18 protein-coding genes and 2 tRNA genes are annotated in these 21,115 nt (G+C 44.1%); 14 read left to right on the top strand and 6 right to left on the bottom strand.

Annotated features, from left to right (window positions below; all coding sequences use genetic code 11):
* Nucleotides 1–102 precede the first annotated feature (102 nt).
* The 4 genes from ACEPPX_RS02280 (at nt 103) to hpnC (ending at nt 4,019) form a co-directional block, all read left to right on the top strand.
* Entirely contained in the window at nt 103–879 is a 777-nt protein-coding gene (locus ACEPPX_RS02280; RefSeq protein ID WP_416622786.1) for a ferredoxin--NADP reductase, read from the top strand.
* Nucleotides 880–1,304: 425 nt separating this feature from the next.
* Complete coding sequence (locus ACEPPX_RS02275) at nt 1,305–1,517, top strand: hypothetical protein (RefSeq protein WP_416622785.1); 213 nt, start codon at nt 1,305–1,307, stop codon at nt 1,515–1,517.
* Nucleotides 1,518–1,914: 397 nt separating this feature from the next.
* On the top strand, nt 1,915–2,955 hold the full coding sequence (locus tag ACEPPX_RS02270) for an NAD(P)H-dependent flavin oxidoreductase (protein ID WP_416622784.1): 1,041 nt from the start codon (nt 1,915–1,917) through the stop codon (nt 2,953–2,955).
* Between the two features lie 248 nt (nt 2,956–3,203).
* Entirely contained in the window at nt 3,204–4,019 is an 816-nt protein-coding gene (hpnC, locus tag ACEPPX_RS02265; protein WP_416622783.1) for a squalene synthase HpnC, read from the top strand.
* A gap of 66 nt (nt 4,020–4,085) precedes the next feature.
* On the opposite strand, the gene mutM is transcribed toward hpnC, so the two are convergent.
* Together mutM and ACEPPX_RS02255 are read right to left on the bottom strand one after the other, a co-directional pair.
* Nucleotides 4,086–4,913, bottom strand: coding sequence for a bifunctional DNA-formamidopyrimidine glycosylase/DNA-(apurinic or apyrimidinic site) lyase (mutM, locus tag ACEPPX_RS02260; RefSeq protein WP_416622871.1), 828 nt, complete (start codon nt 4,911–4,913; stop codon nt 4,086–4,088).
* A gap of 28 nt (nt 4,914–4,941) precedes the next feature.
* The gene (locus ACEPPX_RS02255; RefSeq protein WP_416622782.1) at nt 4,942–5,544 is read right to left on the bottom strand and encodes a CoA pyrophosphatase; all 603 of its coding nucleotides are present in this window, start codon (nt 5,542–5,544) and stop codon (nt 4,942–4,944) included.
* Between the two features lie 286 nt (nt 5,545–5,830).
* Here ACEPPX_RS02255 and ACEPPX_RS02250 point away from each other — a divergent pair, with 286 nt between their 5' ends.
* The 10 genes from ACEPPX_RS02250 to ACEPPX_RS02205 all read left to right on the top strand — a co-directional run bounded on the left by ACEPPX_RS02250 (nt 5,831) and on the right by ACEPPX_RS02205 (nt 16,711).
* A complete protein-coding gene (locus ACEPPX_RS02250; protein WP_416622781.1) occupies nt 5,831–7,690 on the top strand; it encodes a tetratricopeptide repeat protein in 1,860 nt (619 codons plus the stop codon).
* A gap of 80 nt (nt 7,691–7,770) precedes the next feature.
* Nucleotides 7,771–8,376 (top strand): outer membrane lipoprotein LolB, encoded by a 606-nt coding sequence (locus ACEPPX_RS02245; RefSeq protein WP_416622780.1) that lies wholly within the window; start codon nt 7,771–7,773, stop codon nt 8,374–8,376.
* On the top strand, nt 8,373–9,224 hold the full coding sequence (gene ispE, locus ACEPPX_RS02240) for a 4-(cytidine 5'-diphospho)-2-C-methyl-D-erythritol kinase (protein ID WP_416622779.1): 852 nt from the start codon (nt 8,373–8,375) through the stop codon (nt 9,222–9,224). The genes ACEPPX_RS02245 and ispE overlap by 4 nt, the downstream gene beginning before the upstream one ends.
* Nucleotides 9,225–9,237: 13 nt before the next feature.
* A tRNA-Gln gene (locus ACEPPX_RS02235) sits at nt 9,238–9,313 on the top strand.
* Between the two features lie 8 nt (nt 9,314–9,321).
* Nucleotides 9,322–9,397: transfer RNA gene (locus tag ACEPPX_RS02230), tRNA-Gln, on the top strand.
* A gap of 301 nt (nt 9,398–9,698) precedes the next feature.
* Nucleotides 9,699–10,685, top strand: coding sequence for a ribose-phosphate pyrophosphokinase (locus ACEPPX_RS02225; protein ID WP_152667030.1), 987 nt, complete (start codon nt 9,699–9,701; stop codon nt 10,683–10,685).
* A gap of 68 nt (nt 10,686–10,753) precedes the next feature.
* Entirely contained in the window at nt 10,754–11,326 is a 573-nt protein-coding gene (locus tag ACEPPX_RS02220; RefSeq protein WP_416622778.1) for a 50S ribosomal protein L25/general stress protein Ctc, read from the top strand.
* A 687-nt stretch (nt 11,327–12,013) separates the two neighbouring features.
* Complete coding sequence (locus ACEPPX_RS02215; protein ID WP_416622870.1) at nt 12,014–13,216, top strand: TolC family protein; 1,203 nt, start codon at nt 12,014–12,016, stop codon at nt 13,214–13,216.
* 31 nt (nt 13,217–13,247) lie between these two features.
* Nucleotides 13,248–15,437, top strand: a complete 2,190-nt coding sequence (locus tag ACEPPX_RS02210) for a type I secretion system permease/ATPase (RefSeq protein WP_416622777.1) — start codon at nt 13,248–13,250, stop codon at nt 15,435–15,437.
* 44 nt (nt 15,438–15,481) lie between these two features.
* Nucleotides 15,482–16,711, top strand: coding sequence for an HlyD family type I secretion periplasmic adaptor subunit (locus ACEPPX_RS02205; protein WP_047760403.1), 1,230 nt, complete (start codon nt 15,482–15,484; stop codon nt 16,709–16,711).
* 356 nt (nt 16,712–17,067) lie between these two features.
* Here the strand turns inward: ACEPPX_RS02205 and ACEPPX_RS02200 are convergent, their stop codons facing one another.
* The 4 genes from ACEPPX_RS02200 to hemW form a co-directional block, all read right to left on the bottom strand.
* Nucleotides 17,068–18,231, bottom strand: coding sequence for an NAD(P)H-dependent flavin oxidoreductase (locus ACEPPX_RS02200; RefSeq protein ID WP_416622776.1), 1,164 nt, complete (start codon nt 18,229–18,231; stop codon nt 17,068–17,070).
* Nucleotides 18,232–18,452: 221 nt separating this feature from the next.
* Nucleotides 18,453–19,268 carry a symmetrical bis(5'-nucleosyl)-tetraphosphatase gene (locus tag ACEPPX_RS02195; protein WP_416622775.1) on the bottom strand — a complete coding sequence of 272 codons (816 nt, stop codon included), beginning with the start codon at nt 19,266–19,268 and terminating at the stop codon, nt 18,453–18,455.
* Nucleotides 19,269–19,388: 120 nt separating this feature from the next.
* The gene (locus ACEPPX_RS02190) at nt 19,389–19,778 is read right to left on the bottom strand and encodes a RidA family protein (RefSeq protein WP_416622774.1); all 390 of its coding nucleotides are present in this window, start codon (nt 19,776–19,778) and stop codon (nt 19,389–19,391) included.
* A gap of 136 nt (nt 19,779–19,914) precedes the next feature.
* Nucleotides 19,915–21,090: a radical SAM family heme chaperone HemW gene (hemW, locus tag ACEPPX_RS02185; protein WP_416622773.1), complete on the bottom strand. Its 1,176-nt coding sequence runs from the start codon at nt 21,088–21,090 to the stop codon at nt 19,915–19,917.
* Nucleotides 21,091–21,115 lie beyond the last annotated feature (25 nt).

The following is a 21,115-nucleotide window of genomic DNA, read 5'->3' as shown; positions in this document are numbered from 1 at the left end:
CGTCTGAAAATCAATTTAATTTAAGGTTGATGTTTCAGACGGCCTTATCTGATTTCGGTATAATTTAAGCCGTCTGAAAAACTTATGCAGTAAGGAGCTTTTATGGCCGCACCGCCGGAAGCCAAATATACCGAAGAAACCGTTTTATGGGTGAAGCAGCATACGCCCAAACTGATTACTTTTGCTATTTCGCGCCCCGATACTTACCGTTTTTCGGCAGGACAGTTTTCGCGTTTGGGCTTTATAGATGGAGAGGGTTTTATTTGGCGTGCATACTCTGTGGTTTCCGCTGAATATGCCGATACATTGGAATATTTCGCTGTTTTAATCGAAGGCGGGCCGATGAGTGCGAAGTTGGCACAAATGCAGGCTGGCGATACGGTATTGTTGGATAAAAACGCGACGGGTTTTTTATTGCCCGAGCGTTTTCCCGATGGCAGCGAGCTGATTATGTTATGTACCGGTTCGGGCATTGCACCGTTTTTATCGATTTTGGAACAACCGGAAATTTGGCAGCGTTTCGAACGTTTGGTGTTGGTTCATTCAGTATCTTATGCTGACGAGTTGATTTTTAATGAACGTATTGCTGAATTGAAATCGCATCCGTTGATTGAAGACTATTTCCACAAGCTGTTTTTTGTATCGCTTACTACCCGGGAAGAGGGCGGAATGCTGCATGGGAAGAGGTTGCCGGAATGGTTGAAAAACGGTGGATTGGAGAAAGTGTTGGGCTTTACTTTTACACAAGCCGAGAGCCGTTTTATGATTTGCGGTAATCCGGAAATGGTTAAAGATACTTTTCAGGCGCTGCTTGATTTGGGTTTTTCCATGCACCGTAACCGAGTGCCGGGTCAGATTATGATGGAAAACGGATTTTAAATATAGTTGATTGTTTTTATTATTGTTATAGATTCAAATTGCCGGGGCGTATGCATACCCGGCAGTTTTTTATGGTTAATTCTGCTTACAAACTTAAATTTCTCACATAATCAGACGCCTTTCTGGGAAACCAAATATCCAAGATAAATATTTAATTTTAAATGAAATAAAAAGTTTCACTTTGATAGATATTGGGTATTTTTTATATTTTATTCTATATTCCAATGGGATATTTAAATATATTATGAATGCAATTAATATCGGGGTGGAAAAGTCATTAATATTTACATATCATATAAATATTTAATTGTTATATATTTATATATTTTGAAATTTAATTTCAAATAATCTGTTGAAATGGGTAATATAATCCCCGAGTAGATACTCATTTCATTTAAAAGGAAGTATTTTTTAAGGAGAGTATTATGAAAAAAGTAATGTTGACTCTTGCTTTGATGGCAGCTACCGGCTCAGTGTTTGCTATGGGTGCCAAACCTGCTCCTGCAGCTCCTGATTATGACGGTTCAGGTGTTTGTACCCGCGAGTATGATCCGGTACCGTATGTAGCGAAAGATGGCCGTACTCTTACTGCTCCTAATCCTTGTGTAGCTGCCAAGTGGAAAGCCCAAGGCATTTAATTTTAAAGATATCGAAAGCCGTGTTTTACACGGCTTTTTTATGCTCCGTGAAAGCGGGGCGTTTGTATTTGAGAGAGCCGTGCGATAGGAATACGGGGGCGGGGCGGTATGTGGAGAAAGCAAGTTTGCCATAGTATTTTTCAAGATGGATTTGTTTGAAAAATGTTTGATTTCAGACGGCTTTCTACAAATCAGATTAGAGAGGTGCTGATAGGGAAATAGATTTTGACTGTTGAGCGGTTTGATTAGAAAAGAAACGAGTTATTTAAATTCAATGTTATGATAAAAATGACTTACGCAACATGACGGGCATGTTTTGATAAGCGATAAGAAATAAGCAGTGATAGTTAGATGGAGAAACAGTCGGATTGAACCAATCCGATCATAGGAGAAAACGATGACCGTACTTCGACAATTTACAGATATGCAGCCTATTATCCAAGCACCGATGGCAGGCGTACAGAGTGCACGTTTGGCGATAGCGGTATGCCTTGCCGGTGGGATTGGTTCTTTACCGGCGGCTATGTTGAATCCCGAACAATTAACCCAAGCATTAGCCGAAATAAAAAAACAGGCTGGCGGACATGTCTATAATGTAAACTTTTTTGCCCATCAAACCCCTGCAATTACCCAACAGCAAACGGAAGTATGGTTAGCGGTTTTAAGGCCGTATTTTGATGAGTTCGGCTTGAGTGAGGCCGATATTCCCTTCGGGGGTGGGCGCAGGCCGTTTGATGAAGATGCCCTGGCGGTAGTGGAAAGTTTTCGCCCACCGGTGGTGAGCTTTCATTTCGGATTACCCGGGAAAAAGCTTCTGGAGGCCGTTAAAGCAACCGGAGCGGAAATATGGTCAAGTGCGACAACTGTTAATGAAGCCCGTTGGCTTGAGGCCAATGGCGCAGATGTTGTAATTGCCCAAGGGTGGGAAGCGGGCGGCCACAGAGGTGTATTTTTGGAAACAGACCTCAGCCGCCAACAAGGTTTGTTTACTTTATTGCCGAATATTGCCGCATCGGTGAGTATTCCCGTGATTGCTGCCGGTGGTATCAGCCATGCTGCTGCTTTGAGAGCCGCTGTTGAGTTGGGCGCAGTTGCAGTACAGGTGGGGACGGCTTTTTTACTGGCGGATGAAGCCGATACTTCGGCTGCCCACCGAGCGGCTTTGCAAAGTCCGCAAGCTGAGGATACGGTGGTGACCAATTTGTTCAGCGGGGGCTTTGCACGCGGTATTGCCAACCGATTTATGCGTGAGGCCGGCCCTATTCATTCTTCCGCATTACCTTTCCCTTTGGCAGGTGCGGCGGCAGGAGTGTTGAAGGCGGCAGCGGAGAAGGCCGGCAGTAGTGACTTTTCTTCATTTTGGGCAGGACAGGGAGCGCCTTTGGCAGTGGGCGGCAGTGCGGCGGAAATTTTAAGCAGGCTTAATGGCTTCAAATAATATATGTCCAAATAAATAGTATCCTGAAGGGGAATCCGGTGCGGTAAACGCTCGTTTGTATAGGCCTGCCGGATTGTCGGTATCGGCGGTAAATTGGCAGGCTGAGGTTTAAAGGATCGGATTGTGAACGCTATATGGGCTTTGCAATCGGGTTTAAGTTTAAGTAGCACTGGTAAAATATTTCAGACGGCTTTTAAAATTATTGTAGGCCGTCTGAAAAATCATTTTGAAAGATAGAAAGAGTCGGAATGTCGGTTAATCATTACGAAAATTTTCCGGTCGGATCGCTGGTGTTGCCACGCCGTTTGCGCCGTCCTATTCATGCTATTTATGCGTTTGCGCGTACGGCTGATGATATTGCCGACGAGGGTAACCAGTCTGATGAGGTGCGCTTGCGAGGTTTGGCCGATTTGCGGGCTGAGTTGGATTTGATTTCACGGGGAGAAGTGCCGTTAACGGTATTGATGCAGCGCTTGCAGTGTGAAGCGGTAGTGCCTTTTTCGATGCCGTTGCAACCGTTTTATGATTTATTGGCGGCATTTGAGCAGGATGTGGTGAAAAAGCGTTATGAGGATTTTGGCGAATTGGTAGATTATTGCCGTAAGAGTGCCAATCCTGTCGGACGGATGATGCTGCATCTTTATGGTGAGCGCGACAGCCGCAGTATTGCGCAAAGCGACGGTATCTGCACGGCTTTGCAACTGATCAATTTTTGGCAGGATGTTGCGGTCGATTGGCAAAAAGGGCGGGTGTATCTTCCTCAAAATGATTTGCGTCGCTTCGGGGTAGACGAAGCGGTAATTGCCGAGGGTAGGGCCGATTTGGCTTTCCGACGTTTGATGGCTTATGAGTGCGAAAAGGCGCACAATATGCTGAAGGCAGGCTCGCCGTTGGGCAAAACGCTTAAAGGGCGTATCGGTTTCGAGTTGCGCATGATTATTCTCGGCGGGCAGAAGATTCTGCAGAAAATTGAGGAAAACCAGTATGACGTATTCAATAAAAGGCCGGTTTTAACGATTAGAGACTGGTGGGATATTGTGCGGAGAGCGCTGTTGAAAAAATAATGATATATCTAAAAAACAGGCCGTCTGAAAAGATATTCAGACGGCCTGTTTTTTTTAGGAGGATGTTTATTTTTGGCAGTGTGTACAGTAGAAGGTGCCGCGCTGGCCGATGGTTTCTTTTTGTATGGGGCTGCCGCATTGGCGGCAGGGTTGGTTATGACGGCCGTAAACGTTGTATTCCTGTTGGAAGTAGCCGCATTGCCCGTCGCTATTAACGAAGTCGCGTAGTGTGCTGCCGCCCGTTTCGATGGCGCGTTGCAGAATGGTGCGGATGGCTTCGGTGAGCCGTTCGCTTTCTTTTTTGGTAATTTTGTTGGCGGGCCGTTTGGGTGAAATACCTGCTTTAAACAGGCTCTCGTTGGCATAAATATTGCCGACACCCACTACGACGGCGTTATCCATCAACGCAAGTTTGACGGCACGTTTTTGGCTGTGTAGTTTCCGGTATAGATAGTCGGTGTTGAATTCTGCCTCTAAAGGCTCTGGCCCCAATCCGGTCAGGAGCGGGTGATGCTCGGGTGCGCCGGCAAACCATAAAACAGCCCCGAAACGACGCGGATCGTGATACCGTAAAACGGTACCGTTGGCGAAGGTAAAATCTATATGATCGTGTTTGCCGGGCTGTTCGATATGCGGATCGCCTTCGGTGAAAATGCGCAAACTGCCCGACATGCCTAAGTGTATCAGTAAGATACCTGTATCGAATTGCACCAACAGATATTTCGCGCGGCGGTTGCAGGCGCGTACGGTTTGGTTTTGCAGTGTGTCGCCAAGATGATCGGGTACGGGCCAGCGTAATTTATTTTGCCGGATTGTAGCGGCAGCCACGGTTTGGTTATTGATGTGCGGGCTTATACCGCGTAAGGTAGTTTCGACTTCGGGTAATTCGGGCATGGTTTCGCTCGTATTTGTACGGTTGTTTTCAGACGGCCTTGAGATGCAAATGGTAGCGTTCGGCCATATCATAGAGAATCATGGCGGTCAGCCCCCAAATATCATAATGCAGATAGGGCAAAACAGGTACTTCCAAGGATTGGTGGCTGTATTGAAAAGTGCGGGTGGAATAGTTTTCCCGATTTAAGGCAAAATCCAGCGGCAGATAAAAAATTTCAGCCACTTCTTCAGGGTTGGGTTGCGTTTTGGGATTGTCGGAACAGATGGCGGGAATGGGGGAAACTGAATAGCCGGAAGGAGTGTAGTAAGGTGGCAGCTGAGGAAAGGTTTGCCAATATTGGGGGGCGATGCCGGTTTCTTCATCGGTTTCGCGTAGTGCTGTGACGGTAGGGCTGTCATCCGTATCATCACAGCGCCCGCCGGCCAAGGCGATTTGCCCCGTGTGACGGCGTAAAGTATCGGCTCGGCGGGTAAGTAGTATCTGCCATTGGCTTTCTCGGCGTACTACGGCCAGCAAAACCGCGGCATCATGGTAGCCGCCTTCGCTCAGCATGCTGTTTCGTCGTGCTTGAAAAGGCGCGGGATATTGTGCGGCACAATGGAAAAAACGGCTGAGTTCAGCGGTATTCATGATAAAAATGATTGCTTGGTTTGATAGCGGAACCGTCTGAATATAGCATACTTTGCGATTTGGTATATTCAGACGGCCTGTTTGTTATGGTATATCCGATAACGTCATTCGAAAACATGTCATTATGGTGGTTTGGGCTTTGGACTTTGGCAGCGGCTGGCTTTAAATATATAAAATCCTGCAAAAATTTTTCCGCAGCTACGCGCATATATTGCGCTTATGATAAAGTATGGCGGTTACCGTTGCTATTTTCAATTTAGGAATTGTAGATTTAGGAATGCAATTTATGTTTTTTGGGAAAACCCGTATCCGTCCTGTGTGCGCAATATTGGCACTCTGTTGCAGTATCAGTGCTTATGCGGCTGTTGGAGAGGTTTCCGTTGTTATGCCGAAGGAAACCGTTGTCGTTCAAAAAAAGCGTTTCGCTAATTTTAGTGAGCAGGAACGGGCGCAGGAGCAGCAACGTCGCAGCGATATTATCCAGCGCACCAATCAGATGTTTACTTTATTGGGCGCGGAGATGGCATTGCAAAAAGGCGATGCGGGAACGGCCTTGGCTACTTATATGGTTATGCTTGACCGTATCCGGAGTTCGGAAGTGGCCGAGCGTGCAATGGAAATGGCTTTAAGCCTGAATGCTTATGAGCAGGCAGAGGCTATTTTTCAAAAGTGGCGTGAAATTGAACCCGAACCCGGCGCGGCTCAAAAACGCATGGCCTGGGGCCGTAGCTTGATAGCAGGTGATATCGAGTATGCGCGAAACAACTTTAACGATGTTCTCAGAGATGCGGATGAGGAGCAGACGCGCCGGATATTTCTGCTTCTATCTCAAATGAGTGTGCAGCAACCTGATTTGGCTAAGAAATTGGGCAGTTCGGTACACCGCTTCGCTTCTAAATATCCCGATATGCCCGAAGCAGTCATTGCAGATGTGATTTTCAGTGCCCAAAATCAAAATAGCAGTGATGCCGTACGGGCTTTACAGAAACTGGCCGAGCTGGATGCCGATATTCGTCCGCCTACGGAATTGACTTTGCGGCTGATCGCCCAAAGAAACCCCGAAGTATTGAATCGTTTTTTTACCGAAACCGATACCCGTAATCTTTCGCCGGTATGGCAGGAGTTGGAAATCAGCAGTATGATTAATTCCGGCAATACCGAAGAAGCTTATAATCTTCTGCAAAAGCTTCTTGCACAGAATCCGAATGCTGATTTGTATATTCAGGCGGCATTATTGGCCGTGCAGCGTGACAACGGTGTGTCGGAAGTAAATACCTATCTTGAAAAAGCTTATAGCTTCGGAACACATGAGCAGAAAAACCGGGCCGCCGTCATTGGTGCTATGCGCAGTGCCGATGCTAAAGACTATACCGGTATGCAGGTTTGGTTGGACAGAATTGATGCGCCGGAATATATATTCGATAGGGAAGTTTTGCGTGCTTCAATGGCAGCCGAGCGCGGTGATTGGCGTCAGGCTTTGGTAGTATCGAAACAAGCCCGCCGTTTGCCGGCGCAGCAGGGGCGTTTTTTTACCGCTTCTGATCTATTGAGGGTGCAGCTGTTTGCTATCGGAATGCACGATCAACCCCGTCAAGCGATTATTGAACTGAATTCTTTGCTGGCTCAAGCAGAAAAACAGCAAGATGCTGATGAGCAAGTGGCTGATGTTTTGTACCAACGTGCATTGATTTATGCGGATAAATTGCAGCAGCCGCAAAAAGCCATCGTGGATTTACGCCGTTACTTGGCATTCAACCCCAATAGTGCAGGCGGTATGAATGCACTTGGCTATACTATGCTTTCCTTACCCTCAGCGGATGCAGAAGAAGCATTTTCTCTGATACAGGCAGCATATCATTTAGAGCCGGAATCGGCTGCAATTAATGATAGTATGGGCTGGGCATATTTCCGCAAAGGTGATCCGCAAGCAGCACTGCCGTATTTGCAGTATGCGTTTGAGCAATACCCGGATCCTGAAGTAGGTGCTCATTTGGGCGAAGTGTTATGGGTTTTAGGTGAGCGGGAAAAGGCCAAACAAATATGGGCCGAGGGGTTTGCCAAAAAAGGCAATAAGGCGGTTTTAGAAGATACTTTAAAGAGATTGGGGGTACAGAAAAATACTTTGCCCAAAGTTCAGTCAAACTAAAAAGTAGTAAATATTACGTTTAATTTTTCAGACGGCCTATTGCGTGAAATAATGCCGTCTGAAAAAAGAAATAAAAATTTATGATGAAAAGTAAAAGCTTATTCAAATTTTGCACCATCGGCGCGGCTGTATTTTCTTTGGCAGCGTGTGCCGGTTTGCAACCGGCGACTACACAGCAGTGGAGTCCCCAGCAAGAATATGCGGATTTTAATGCGGAAGGTCGTTTAGCTGTGCGTATGGATGGGAAAGGCTCTTATGCCAACTTTGATTGGACCCAGCAAAAATCTGTACGAACCATCAATGTAAATACGCCTTTAGGCAACACTTTGGGGCAATTGTGCCAAGATAACAACGGTGTGTTGGCCGTAGGTAGCGACGGCCGTATATATGAGGCTGAGGATGCCTCCAAATTGAGCAAGCAATTACTGGGTTTCTCGCTTCCTTTGCAATACCTTGACGTATGGGCGGCAGGACAATGGGTAGCCGGAACCCCCCATCAAATTTTACAGGATGGCCGTTTACAGCAATTTGGGTGGATTATTTCGCGCCAGCTTAATTCAGACGGCCAAGTTAGAATTTTGCAATTAGAGGATCAAAAACTGAGCTTGCGTTTGATATTTGATTATTTTGATTACACTAAGTCGGAATCTGCTCCGGTACAGTGTGAAATCAGGAATCGTGCATGAAACAGAAAGTTCCCTCGAATGCTCAGGCATTTCTCGCCCCTGCCAAGTTGAATCTTGATCTGCGCATTACCGGACGCAGGCCAGACGGCTATCATAATCTTGAAAGCATATTTTGCTTGATAGGTTTGTACGATACTGTGTTTTTGGCATTGCGTGAAGATTCCCTGATTCGGCTTCATACGCCTACAGATGATTTGCCCCCCGAGCAAGATTTGGCTTATAGGGCTGCCGTATTGCTGCAACAATATTGTGGGATTAGGCAAGGAGTAGATATTTGGTTGGATAAAAGAATTCCTACGGGAGGAGGGCTAGGGGGAGGCAGCTCTGATGCGGCTACTGTTTTAATGGCCTTAAATAAATTATGGCAATGTGCAATACCACGTAAAAAATTGATAGACCTAGGCTTGTCTTTGGGAGCCGATGTTCCTTTTTTTATTTTCGGGCAAAATGCGTTTGCCAAGGGGGTCGGAGAAGATCTGATATCAATGGATATACCGAATAATTGGTATGTGATAGTCAAACCCGATGTTCATGTCAGTACCGCTATAATTTTTTCGCATCAAGGCTTGACACGTGATTCCAAACCCAGCATAATGCCGACTTTCCAAACATTACAGCCTTTTCGTAATGATATGCAGGCAGTGGTGTTTGAAAGTTATCCTGAGGTAAAAGAAGCTTATCAATATTTAAAAGAATATGGTAGGCCTCAGATGACCGGATCCGGTGCTTGTTTGTTTTTGTCTTGTTCAAGCCGGCAGGATGCTGAAGCTATATACAGCCAAATTTCAAACCAATATCAAGCATATTGCGTAGCAGGCTTATCAAAGCATCCATTGTTTGATATATAAAGTTTTGAAGTGTTGGGGAGTCGTCAAGCGGTTAAGACACTGGATTTTGATTCCAGCATGCGAAGGTTCGAATCCTTCCTCCCCAGCCACCCAGTTTTGGGGCGTCGTCAAGTGGTTAAGACTCTGGATTTTGATTCCAGCATGCGTAGGTTCGAATCCTACCGCCCCAGCCAAAATAAAAGCGTGTAAGAAAACTTGCACGCTTTTATTACGTTTTAGCAGTATGCCTGCCTGATAGGTAAGCGTTCGAAATATACTAATAAAATATTTGCCGCAGCGCATTGAGTGCCAGAGACGGATTGATAACCTCTGCAAGGTTATCCTGCCGTAGCAAAAGAGCTTATTTACCATAAATAAAGTACAGTTAGACTTTAAGACTCTTGTCTGCTTGCGTATAATGAGCGGCTGGTATCCAGCTTAAGCGGAAGGAAGCAAATGTTTCCTGTTGAAATTTCTAATATTCGTGGTGAAGATATGGCTGCATATGACAGTTTGATGGTATTTACCGGTAATGCCAATGCGGAATTGGCTCAAAAAGTGGTCAAACACTTGGATATTACCTTAGGTAATGCTTCGGTTAGCAAGTTCTCTGATGGCGAAGTGGCCGTTGAATTATTGGAAAACGTACGTGGTCGGGATGTATTTATTTTGCAGCCTACTTGTGCGCCGACTAATGATAACTTAATGGAAGTACTGACTATGGCAGATGCCCTCAAGAGGGCTTCTGCCGGACGTATTACGGCGGCAATTCCGTATTTCGGGTATGCTCGTCAAGACCGCAGGCCACGTTCGGTGCGTGTGCCTATTTCAGCTAAGTTAGTTGCTAATATGTTATATTCGGCAGGTATTGACCGTGTATTAACTGTTGATTTGCACGCCGACCAAATTCAGGGTTTTTTTGATATTCCTGTTGACAACATCTATGCCACACCGATTTTGATTAATGATATTCAGCAGCAACGTATTGAGAATCTGACAGTGGTAAGCCCGGATATTGGAGGGGTGGTTCGTGCTCGCGCGGTTGCTAAAGTTTTAAATAGCGATTTGGCGATTATTGATAAACGACGCCCTAAAGCAAACGTAGCTGAAGTAATGAATATTATTGGTGATATCCAAGACAGAACTTGTTTGATTGTTGATGATATGATTGATACTGCTAATACTTTGTGTAAAGCAGCTGCTGCTTTGAAAGAACGCGGTGCTTCACGTGTATTAGCTTATGCAACCCATCCTGTGTTTTCAGGCGAAGCAATCAGCCGTATCGCTTCTTCTGCAATTGACCAGGTTGTTGTTACCGATACTATTCCTTTGTCGGAAGCTGCACGTAAGTGTGATCGTATTCGTCAAGTTACGATTGCAGGACTTTTGGCTGAAACGGTCCGCCGTATCAGTAATGAAGAATCTGTTTCTTATCTTTTCAATGAAGATCTGTTAACAGCAGGCAATATGTATTTGCCTTAATTCCCTTAGTCGCCTTAAGCTGGTCGCGGCCGATGGTGATATTTTAATTTAAATTTGGAGTAATATTTATGTCATACGAAATTCAAGCTACTGTTCGTGAAGCTCAGGGCACTGGTGCGAGCCGCCGCCTGCGTCGCGAAGGTAAAACCCCCGCTGTTTTGTACGGTGACAATCAAGAAGCGGTGGCAATCGCTGTCGATCACAAAACCGTATATTACGCTTTGGAGAAAGAGTCTTTTCATACGGCTCTAATTAAGCTTGCTTTGGAAGGTAAAACTCATGACGTTATCGTGCGTGATTTTCAAATGCATCCTTTCCGCCAAGAGGTACAACACATCGATTTTCAGGTAGTTGATGCAGCCAAGCCTGTAAAAATCCGTGTGCCTTTGCATATTGTTAATGCAGAAACTTCCCAAGCAGTTAAGTTGCAAGGCGGCCGAGTGTCTTTGCTTGCAACTTCGGTTGAGGTGGTTGCCTTGCCGAAAGATATTCCTGCAGCTTTAGATTTGGATTGTGCCTCTGTTGTAGCTGGCGATATCTTGCATTTATCAGATATCAATTTCCCGGAAGGTGTTCAAAGTGTTGCATTGAAGCGCAATGAAAATTTAGCCGTTGCAACTGTAACTGGTAAAAAACGCTAATAGAAAGGCGTCAATTTACTGTTAAATTTTCGTAGAAAAGATCCTGCCGCATGACGGTAGGATCTTTTTTATGGATGAGATAATAGCAATCGCCAGGTATGAGCTAAGTTACTTCGCGTTGAATCTATGATTTAAGGTAGTTGATGCTTAATTTGTACCATTGGTTAAATCTAACCGTATTGTGGTGCATATCTACTTATTTTATTCTCTAAGAGCGGAGTGAATTTATTTAAATAGCATAAATAAATTGAATTGAAATTTATATTTAGAAATTTAAATTTATGAGAAGGGAGTTTAGAGAATCCCTTCGAAGAGATAGGATATTTATATATGTAGTTAATAGTAATTTAAGTGGTAATGTGGCAAATTATACACTTTGGGTTCACAATATTTACCTTTTATCTCATTAAGCGTAAAAAATATTGAATATAATGTTATGCTGTACTAATTAAAATGGCTTATCTTGTTATGTTTTGAATTAAGTTTTTTAATGAAATGACATTGACCCTCTCTCTTCAAATTAAGAGAATTGATACAAATATATATTAACGAAAATATTCCAATCGGGTATGATGGACATATCTGATAGATATTGGCATAACCCAAATACTAAGTTGCGAATTTATGCAAAAGTTTCCATCTATGATAAGTGGTGTTTTAAAGCATTCAGTAGTTTCAATCTGCCTGATGCTTGCCACTCAAACTCTTTCTGCTAAAGGGCTTCAAGATATCTTGAAGTATGCTTTGGTTTCTGATCCTTCATTGTTAGAGGCGAAAGCCAATGAAAATGCCGCTAAAAGCACCACAAAAGCAACCCGTGCCGGGCACTATCCGGTATTAACGCTTACAGGTACGCAAGTAATTACCCAAAAGCATAAATATGATAGTAATGATCGTAATAACGGTTTGGGTGTACGGGGTACTATGAATATCTATTCATGGGGAGGTATTGAAGCTTCGGTAAGGCGTGATAAAAATAAAGAGGTGTATCAGAAATATAAATATTTTGAAACACAAGAACAACTAGGTGGTGAAATCGGTAAGTTATATCTTACTGCATTACGAGCAAAAGAAACATTATTAATCAATCAGAAAAGTTTAGATCGCCATAATAATTTACTTAAAGATTTAAGCGTTATTGCCAAATATGATACTGGGCGCCGTTCGGAAGTTGTAGAGGCCCGAGCTCGGCAACTACAGGTAGCTACTACAATTGCCCAGCAACGTCGCACGATGGAGCTGGCGCTTAGCCGCTTATCCAAATATACAAACCAGCCGGTTACTGCAGATGATTTGCAAGATCCTTTTGCCAGTGATTCAGTAACTTCTTTGACCGGAAATTATAAAATTGACGGTAGTCATCTCAATCCTTCCTATTTGGCTCAACAGGCAGAAAGAGAAAGTGCTAATGCGGAATTGGCTGTTGCTAAGGCTGCCCGGTTACCGGCATTGAATCTTGAGGGTGTGCTGACCAAAGACAGTAAAGAACTATATATGAACATGTCTTGGAATGTATTGGATGTCGCAGCCCGCCATAATGTTGCAAAAAATGCAGCAACTTTAATTGCGGCAGAATCTAAATTGGAGCAAATTGCACGAGAAGTTCAAGAAAAAGCACGGACTGCTGCAATTGATATGCAGCAAAGCGAACAGCGTGCAGATATTACTGCTGAACATATTGTTGCCCAGAAAGAAGTAGTTCGTGCATATGAATTGCAATTCAAAATTGCCCGTCGAACGCTTACCGATGTGTTGGGTGCTTATACTGAATTAGCAAGTATCGAGCAAGAATATGTAACAGCTCGCAATGATTTTCGTGATGCCGCCTTGGAGTATTTGGTTGCGCAGTCGCAAGTGGCCAATTGGGCAGGTGTTAAGCAAGAGAAGTAACTAAAGTTTATTTTGAAGACTGAATAAAATTATGAAATCAATTATCGAACACATTGCCTTAACTACACGTTTGTTGGGTGCTCCGGTATCTGAAGCGGCATTATCTGCAGAAGTCATTCGGGATAAAAAGCTTAATGTTAATTTTCATTCGCTTACAGAAGTGCTTCGAAGCCATGGTTTTGAGAATACTTTATCTAAGCGGAAGCTTCAGGATATCCCATCATTGGCTGTGCCGGTAGTATTGATTCTTCATAATGAAGAGGCTGCGGTTGTTACTCAAATTGAGGGCACAGGGCAAGAACGTCAATATCATGTGCGTCAGGCTGATGGCTTGGCTCAAGTTTTAAGTCACCAGCAGCTTTCAGGGTTGTATTTAGGTTATTGTTGGTTTATCAAGCCTAAAATGGTATCTGATGCCCGTTCAGAATTGCCTGAATATCATTTGCCGAAGTCATGGTTCTGGAAAGTGATATGGCGCTTCCGCGGATATTATTATCAGGTAGTTTTGGCAACATTTATTATCAACTTTTTGGCTTTGGTTAGCTCTTTGTATGTAATGAATGTTTATGACCGGGTGATTCCGAACCAAGCTTATGAAACGTTGTGGGTGTTGAGTATAGGCGTAGTTTTGGCAATTACATTTGAATTTATAGCCAAAATGATCCGTAGCCACTTAACTGATATTGCAGGAAAAAAGGCAGATTTAATTATTAGTTCTGCACTTTTTCGCCGTGTAATGGCTTTGCGTTTGGCTGATCGGCCGGCATCTTCAGGTTCTTATGCCAACAACTTGCGCGAATTTGAGGCTGTCCGTGAGTTTATGACCAGTGCAAGTTTGCTTACTTTGGTTGATTTGCCTTTCTTGATTTTGTTTATTACGGTTATTGCTATTGTGGGTGGTAAGTTGGCTTTAGTACCGACTATTATCATTCCGATTGTTGTACTCGTAGGCTTTTTAGTACAACGTCCTATGGCAAGACATATCAATGAATCAATGAAAGAGTCTTCTCAACGTTCCGGATTGGCAGTAGAAGCAATTGAGGGAATTGAAACTCTCAAAACGAACAATGCTACTTCTTGGGCGCAACAGCGTTGGGACGAATATACAGCCAAGACTTCGGCCTCATCCATTAAGGTTAAAGACACCAGTAATTTTGTCGTTAATTTTGCGGTTGCAATGCAGCAGCTTAATACGGTTGGATTGGTTTTATTAGGTACTTATTTGATCCATGCAGATAATCCGTCAGACCGCATTACTATGGGTGCGTTGATTGCTTCTGTTATTTTATCAGGACGGGCTTTGGCGCCTCTAGCACAAATTGCCGGTTTGGCAACTCGTTTTCAACAAGCAAAATTAGCTTTGGAGGGAGTAAACAATATTGTCGAACGACCGATTGAACGTAATCCTGAACGTAAGTACATTACTTTGGATCATATTCAAGGAGGTATTACTTTTGACAATGTTTCTTTTGAATACCAAGAGGAAACAGGGGCAGCTGTTAGTGATTTGAAATTGACAATCCGCCCCGGTGAAAAAGTGGGTGTATTAGGGCGTATCGGTAGCGGCAAAAGTACAATGTTGAAACTTGCCAGCGGTTTGTATGACGCACAGAAAGGTAATGTAACACTGGATGGCGTAGATATGCGTCAGCTTGATCCTAACTTTTTGCGCAGTGAAGTCACATTATTGAGTCAGTCTCCTCGTTTATTCTTGGGGACGCTGCGTGAAAATATGGATTTGGCGCGCTTGGATGGTTACTCCACCGACCAAGAGTTGTTAGTAGCTTTAAAACGTTTTGGCTTAGACCGCATCATTCGTAACCATCCGCGGGGATTGGATATGCCTTTGGGTGAGGATGGTTTGGGTTTATCAGGTGGTCAAAAACAAATTATCGCATTGGCGCGTATGACTTTACGCTCTCCTAAAGTCGTACTTTTGGATGAACCGACTACAGGCTTAGATCAAGCTACAGAACGTATGGCTTTAAATACCTTGGCTCAGTGGGGTAAAGATAAAACTATGGTATTGGTGACCCACCGCCCGCAAGTTTTACAAATCGTGAACCGTATTGTCGTGATGGATAACGGTAAAGTGGTTATGGATGGTCCGCGTGATTTGGTATTGAAGCAATTAATGCAAAACGAAGAAAAAGCTGCAGGCCAAAAGCAGCAGCGCCAACGTGTAGAGGCGCAAACAACCGTTGAAAGCCAGCAGGCCTAATATTCAGACGGCCTTTGAATTTTATAATTAAGGTATACAACATTATGAGCAGTGAAAACAATGTCAAATCAAAAGATCTTCCGTTGATTAATGATTTGAATGCCGCTTTGCAAAAAGAAAAGCATAGTGGTCAGTTTTGGGTCATTATTCTATTTTTTGTATTTTTAGTGGTCTTTGTCATTTGGGCTTACAATAGCCCGATTGAGGAGGTCACTCGAGGCCAGGGTAATGTGATTCCCAGCAGCCGCGAGCAGGTAATACAGAGTATTGATCCTGGCGTGATTACTGAGATGCGGGTAAGAGAAGGCGATATTGTTGAAAAAGATCAAATTATTTTAAAACTTGATGATACGCGCAGTTCGGCTATTTTTCGTGAAAGTGAAGCCAAGGTGCAGAACCTGGAAGCTATGGTAGCCCGCTTAAAAGCCGAAGCCTATGGTGCTGAGTTAACTTTTCCGAAGGGAATCAGTGAAGAGTTGAAACAAAGGGAGCAGGCGGCTTTTGTGGCTCGTCGTCGTGCAGTAGTTGATGCCATCAAGGGATTAAGCACCAGCAAGGCAGCTTTGGATCGTGAAATTAGTATTACGGCCCCTATGGTGGCACAAGGTGTTGTATCTGAAGTTGAATTATTGCGTATGCAGCGAGAGTCCAGTGATTTGGCATTACAAATAGATGAGCGCCGTAATCGTTATATGGCTGATGCGAATAATGAGTTGGTTCAGGCAGAATCCGAATTGGCTCAAGCTAAAGAAAATATGGCAATGCGGGCAGATCCGGTGGATCGCTCTCTTATACGCGCACCGATGCGAGGAATTGTAAAAGATATTAAAATCAATACTGTAGGTGGTGTGGTGAATGTGGGGCAAGATATTCTCACAATCGTACCGCTTGATGATAAATTATTAGTTGAAGCTTATATCCGTCCTCAAGATGTGGCGTTTATTAGTCCCGGACTTCCGGCAGTAGTTAAAATCAGCGCATATGATTATGCGATTTATGGTGGTTTGGAGGGTAAAGTAACTTTAATCAGCCCGGATACTATGAGCAGTTCCAATCAGCCGCAAGCAAATGATATGAAGCTGGATCCGAACCAAGTTTATTATCGAATCCTCGTGCAAACCGACACCAATAGTTTGAAAGATAAAAACGGAAAAGATATGCCGATTATTCCGGGTATGGTTGCTACAGTAGATGTAAAGACAGGGGAAAAAACTGTATTCCAATACTTGATCAAGCCGATTACCCGTATGAAACAAGCTTTACGTGAACGTTAATTGAATCTAGCAGAAGATTTATTTTGATACTTTAAACCCCTTATTAACCTCGATATTAGGTTGATAAGGGGTTTTTATTAGAATTAATAAATTAATTTTAAGGATTGGGTAGTCGTAAATGATTTTTATTGTCCGTTGGTCTAGATAGGAGAAGATATTTATTGGCTAGAAATATATGAAAACAAATTTTATATTTTAAGGCTAAGAGAGCGTTGTATATTGGGTATAAGGTGTAAGATCTAAACCACATGTTTTAGATTACATGTTTTTTAGATTATAGATATGGTGAAATTTGGGATGTAAAAAACAGCCGTAGTTTACTGATTACGGCTGTTTTTATTTTGCAGGCTTTTTCATTAGCTCTGTATGGCATGCTGCCCGGTAAGTAGGTAGTGAATAGTTTCTTGTACACTTTTAATAGCATTACCGAATGGTAAGGGATCTTTGCCTCGGAAGAATAGGCCTTTATCAACTTCACCGCGCCAAGCTGCAGCCAATTTGAGATCGATACAAAATTGTCCGACTTTTTCAAGTCCATCTCGTAAACCGCATACGGAAAGGCAGTTAATACCTTGTGTACAGCGGCGGGGATCAGCTTTTGCATTGGCTTGTAAAATGCTTTCGCGCTTCATGTAGCTTTCGAGGAATTTAGTTTTTACGCCACGGGCAGGCAAGCCGGCTACAGACATGAATTCAACTACTTGTTCTGTTTCAGCTCCTGCTAAGGTTTTTTTAAAATTAATATGGGCATCACCTTCTTGAGTTACGGCAAAAGCTGTGCCGATTTGTACTGCCGATGCGCCCCATTCTTTCAGGGCAGTTTGGATTTTTTGGAAGTTAGCCATACCACCTGCTAAAACGAGCGGGATTTTTTCGCTTTCCAAGCCGAGGTTTTTAAAAACCTCAAAGGTTTCTTCGATAACCCGTTTGAATTCAAACTTTTCATCATTTACGCCGTCAACCGTCATTGCGCCTAAGTGGCCGGCCGCATGTGCAGGATGTTCTATAACAATAGCGTCAGGTAAAACCCCTTTTTTCATCCAGCGCCTCAAAACAATATTGATACCGCGTGATTCTGAAAGAATCGGCAATAAGGCAATATTTCTATAGCCTTCGGTCATCTCCGGAAGATCTAGCGGCAGGCCCGCTCCCATAACAATGGCATCTGCCCCGGATTCACACGCTTGGCGTACTAAGGCTTGATGATCTTTAACGGCTTTCATAACGTTGACGGCAATCATACCGCGGCCTTGTGATTCTGCTTTGGCCTTTTTGATTTCGCGATCAAGTGCGATACGGTTAAGTTTGTCGTATTTTTCTTCGGTAGGATTAATTTTGGATTCGATCAGCAAATCATCATGCAGATGGCGTAAATCTACGCTGGCGATGGTTCCCACGCCGTTTTCACGGGCTACGGCACTGGATAAGCTGGAGGCAGAAACGCCTACGCCCATTCCGCCTTGTACGATAGGAATCAGACTTTTCCCACGGATAACCAATGGTTCAAAAGAATGTTGCATGATTTTTCCTCTGTAGGTGCTTTTCTAGATGCGGTGTGATTGAATAGGTATTATACTCTAAAAATTACGAAAATTAGAGTATAACTATAGTTTTTATCACAATTTGTCTGATTTTTTATAAGTAAATTTTTTATTTATTTATAAAACAATATTTTATTTTTTAGAGGTATTTTCAATAGGCCGTCTGAAAACTGAGCGTAAGTTGTTGAAACGGATTATTTTTACCAGCTGATACCATCTATAGAGTCAACCTGTTGGATTCTACGGGTATTTAAATCTATGGCTGTAAGCGCGCCGCCCCATAGGGCGCCTGTATCCAAAGAAATCACGCGGCAAGCATCTAAATAGCCTAATGCAGACCAATGGCCGAAAATGATAGTGTGGCTTAAATGACGGCGATCAGGTGCTTCAAACCAGGCGCGTAAGCCGGCAGGCATGTCGGCAGGATTGCCTTTAAAATCATAATCAAGCTCGTTGTTGTAGCTGATTGCGCGCATTCGTGTCATTACATTGGTAATCATGCGCAGGCGTTCTGCTCCGCTTAGTTTCGGACTCCAGCTTCGTGGTTTGTTGCCATACATCTCGGCAAAATAGGTGGAGGGGTTGGGGCTGCGTAATTCGTCTTCGACTTCGGCTGCCAGTGCTATAGCATCAGTAACACTCCATTGAGGCAATAATCCTGCGTGAACCAATAGATAATTGTTCTCGGTAATTAAGAGCGGTTGTTGGCGTAGCCAATCGAGTAACTGACGGCGAGCGGGGTGTTTCAGGATAGGTTCTATTGTATCGCCGCGCTTAATTTTGCCATAACCGTATGATACGGCTAGCAGATGCAAATCGTGGTTACCTAATACGGTGCGTACGCTGCTTTCGTGCCGTTTGGCAAATTGCAAACACTCTAAGGATTTAGGACCTCGGTTAACGATGTCCCCGGTAAGCCAAAGGGTATCGCTGCCGTGATTGAATCCGATTTTGGCCAGTAGGGTTTCTAGTTCGTCATAGCAACCTTGTAAGTCGCCGATTGCATAATGTGCCATAGTGAGATAGGGTGAAAAATGTTTATATCATTGTTTATTTGATATTTTTATTCAAGGAAGTAATAAAGGCTGCGCGGCGGTATGCACAGCCTTTGAAGTTTTGAGTATGGCAGGCTTATATTACAAATCCAATACCAAAACAGCTTCTGCTTCTACTTGTACGCCTTTGGGCAGGCTGGCTACGCCTACTGCGGCACGTGCGGGGAATGGTTGGGCAAAGTATTCCGCCATTACTTCGTTGAAAATAGCAAAATTACCCAAATCGGTGAGATAGGCGTTAACTTTTACAATATCCTTCAACGAACCGCCAGCAGCTTCTGCTACGGCTTGCAGGTTTTTAAACACTTGATGGGTTTCGGCGCGGAAGTCGCCCTCGCCAACTACGGTCATTGTGGTTGGATCAAGCGGAATTTGTCCGCTCATATAAACGGTATTGCCGGCACGTACAGCTTGTGAATATGCACCGATGGCTGCGGGTGCTTTGTCGGTATGGATGATGGTTTTACTCATATTCAATCTCCTAGTGTGAAATTATGTAGGATTATCTTATAAATAATCAGCTTTGACTATGTTTCGGCAGTTTGGGCTTTCAGACGGCTTATTTTCTTTATCGTATAGGCCGTCTGAAAATTATGCAGGGTATCGGTTATAGAAAATATTGCAGTAAATCATTTAAAAAACGTTTACCTTGCTCAGTGGGGCGAAAGTAAAGAGGGTCGGTATCCAACAAGCCTTTGGTTTGTGCGGCCCGAATTTGCGTACTGATTTGCGCCGGAGAAATACCGGTACGCTCTTGCAGCCAAGAGGCAGGCACACCCTCGCTCAAACGTAGGGCATTCATCATAAATTCAAATGCCAAATCTTCTTTGGCAATGGTGCGGCGCTCAATGGCGTCTGCAGGGTTATTTTCCATTGCCGTCTGATAATCTTTCGGATGACGTCGTCGAACGGTACGCTCAATATGGGTCGGATAGGAAATTTTACCGTGTGCGCCTGCTCCAATTCCGATGTAGTCTCCAAACTGCCAATAATTGAGATTGTGGCGGCATTGGTAGCCGGGGTGGGCGAATGCGGAGGTTTCATAGTGAATGAATCCTGCTTCTGCTAACCTGTCGTGTACGGCATCTTCAATATCCTGTGCAGCTTCATCTGCCGGCAGCTCAGGAGGCGGAGTATGGCCGAAGGGTGTATTGGGCTCCATTGTGAGATGGTACGCGCTGATGTGCCGAACACCTGTCGCAATAGCGGTTTCTATGTCGTTTAGGGCCGCTTGAACGGTTTGGGAGGGTACGGCGTACATTAAATCGATATTGACTTTATCGAATAGTTGAAGAGCCGTCTCGATGGCGGTGAGGGCTTCGCGGCTGTTGTGAATGCGGCCTATCGCAGTAAGAGCACTATCATTAAAACTTTGTACGCCGATTGAAAGCCGCGTGATACCTGCATCTTTAAAGCCTTGGAACTTTTCCCGCTCAAAGGTGCCGGGGTTGGCTTCCAAAGTAATTTCGGCTTGCGGCTGTAATTTCACCAGAGCGCGGATACCGCTGAGAAGGCGATCAATAGAAGCAGCTTGAAATATGCTTGGTGTGCCGCCGCCGATAAATATGGTTTCCACCGGGCGTCCCCAAATATTAGGTAACTCGGTTTGTAAGTCGGTTAGGAGGGCATCAATATAGCTGTTTTCATTCAAGCCCGCTTTTGCCTGATGCGAATTGAAATCACAATATGGACATTTGCGTATACACCAAGGAATATGAATGTAAAGTGATAGCGGTGGCAGGGTGCTGAGTTGGCCGGGTGTGTTAAAGCTGACTGGTATCATTGGTGGCTCGAAATTTGAACCTTCC

Origin of the sequence: Neisseria sp. S1 (assembly GCF_048060015.1) — a bacterium.
Classification (GTDB): Bacteria; Pseudomonadota; Gammaproteobacteria; order Burkholderiales; family Neisseriaceae; genus Neisseria; species Neisseria arctica.
The sequence above is the reverse complement of the archived record's forward strand: the minus strand, read 5'-3'. Positions and strand labels throughout refer to the sequence as shown.